The organism is Exiguobacterium sp. s125 (genome assembly GCF_018618605.1).
GTDB lineage: Bacteria > Bacillota > Bacilli > Exiguobacteriales > Exiguobacteriaceae > Exiguobacterium_A > Exiguobacterium_A oxidotolerans.
Genome location: NZ_JACSMI010000015.1, coordinates 1 through 1,275, shown reverse-complemented (window position 1 = coordinate 1,275; position 1,275 = coordinate 1). Strand labels below are relative to the sequence as shown.

General features: G+C 47.9%; 10 tRNA genes and 2 rRNA genes. All 12 read right to left on the bottom strand.

The features are described from left to right. A 16S ribosomal RNA gene (locus KNQ05_RS15550) occupies positions 1–70 on the bottom strand; the annotation flags it as partial. 124 nt (positions 71–194) lie between these two features. Continuing rightward, a tRNA-Pro gene (locus KNQ05_RS15545) sits at positions 195–271 on the bottom strand. 5 nt (positions 272–276) lie between these two features. After that, positions 277–350, bottom strand: a tRNA-Arg gene (locus KNQ05_RS15540). 8 nt (positions 351–358) lie between these two features. Further along, positions 359–441 (bottom strand) — tRNA-Leu (locus KNQ05_RS15535). A gap of 36 nt (positions 442–477) precedes the next feature. Beyond that, positions 478–552: transfer RNA gene (locus tag KNQ05_RS15530), tRNA-Gly, on the bottom strand. A gap of 14 nt (positions 553–566) precedes the next feature. Next, positions 567–650 (bottom strand) — tRNA-Leu (locus tag KNQ05_RS15525). 7 nt (positions 651–657) lie between these two features. After that, a tRNA-Lys gene (locus tag KNQ05_RS15520) sits at positions 658–733 on the bottom strand. 26 nt (positions 734–759) lie between these two features. Continuing rightward, a tRNA-His gene (locus KNQ05_RS15515) sits at positions 760–835 on the bottom strand. Positions 836–851: 16 nt separating this feature from the next. Further along, a tRNA-Thr gene (locus KNQ05_RS15510) sits at positions 852–927 on the bottom strand. A 9-nt stretch (positions 928–936) separates the two neighbouring features. Next, positions 937–1,012: transfer RNA gene (locus tag KNQ05_RS15505), tRNA-Phe, on the bottom strand. A gap of 27 nt (positions 1,013–1,039) precedes the next feature. Further along, a tRNA-Asp gene (locus KNQ05_RS15500) sits at positions 1,040–1,115 on the bottom strand. Positions 1,116–1,187: 72 nt separating this feature from the next. Continuing rightward, positions 1,188–1,275 (bottom strand): 5S ribosomal RNA (gene rrf, locus KNQ05_RS15495); the annotation flags it as partial.

Here is a 1,275-nt window from a genome sequence, read left to right as displayed (position 1 = left end):
TGCGCTCGACTTGCATGTATTAGGCACGCCGCCAGCGTTCGTCCTGAGCCAGGATCAAACTCTCCATAAAGTGTTTGACTTGCTCGTTTGTGTGACTAAAAGTCACGTTGACGAAGCTTGCGCTTCATTCATTGTTTGTATCCGAAGATACGTTTTTGCCTCATCGTTCAGTTTTCAAAGTCCGATAATAATAATGGTCGGGAAGACAGGATTCGAACCTGCGACCCCTTGGTCCCAAACCAAGTGCTCTACCAAGCTGAGCTACTTCCCGAAAAGTGCACCCTGAGAGATTCGAACTCCCGACCCCTTGATTCGTAGTCAAGTACTCTATCCAGCTGAGCTAAGGGTGCATAATAAGTGCGGTCGAGAGGACTTGAACCTCCACAGTGTTGCCACCACTAGGCCCTCAACCTAGCGCGTCTACCATTCCGCCACGACCGCAAATTATGCTATTTTTTGTTACTTCTATTCAAAAAATGGAGCGGAAGACGGGATTCGAACCCGCGACCCCGACCTTGGCAAGGTCGTATTCTACCACTGAACTACTTCCGCATTATAAATATAAATGGTACGGGTGAAGGGACTTGAACCCCCACGTCAAAGACACTAGATCCTAAATCTAGCGCGTCTACCAATTCCGCCACACCCGCATAAAAATGGTGTGTCATGCAGGATTCGAACCTGCGACCCTCTGATTAAAAGTCAGATGCTCTACCAACTGAGCTAATGACACAAACTAGTATTAAATTAAAAATAAAATGGGGCGACTGATGGGAATTGAACCCACGAATGCCGGAATCACAATCCGGTGCGTTAACCACTTCGCCACAACCGCCATATTAAATGAAAAATGGTGCCGGCAACAGGAGTCGAACCCGCGACCTACTGATTACAAGTCAGTTGCTCTACCAGCTGAGCTACACCGGCAGGTGTAAATGGTGGCTTTGGACGGAATCGAACCGCCGACACGAGGATTTTCAGTCCTCTGCTCTACCGACTGAGCTACAAAGCCATAATGAAAAAGATCGGTAAATAAAAATGGCGGTCCTGACGGGATTCGAACCCGCGATCTCCTGCGTGACAGGCAGGCATGTTAACCGCTACACCACAGGACCGTGGTAACTTGACGACTTCTATAATGTTATATTAGTCAGTCAAAATTGTCAAATACTTTATTAAAAAAGTATGCCTGGCAACGTCCTATCCTCACAGGGGGAAGCCCCCAACTACTTTCGGCGTTCAAGTGCTTAACTTCCGTGTTCGGCATGGGAACGG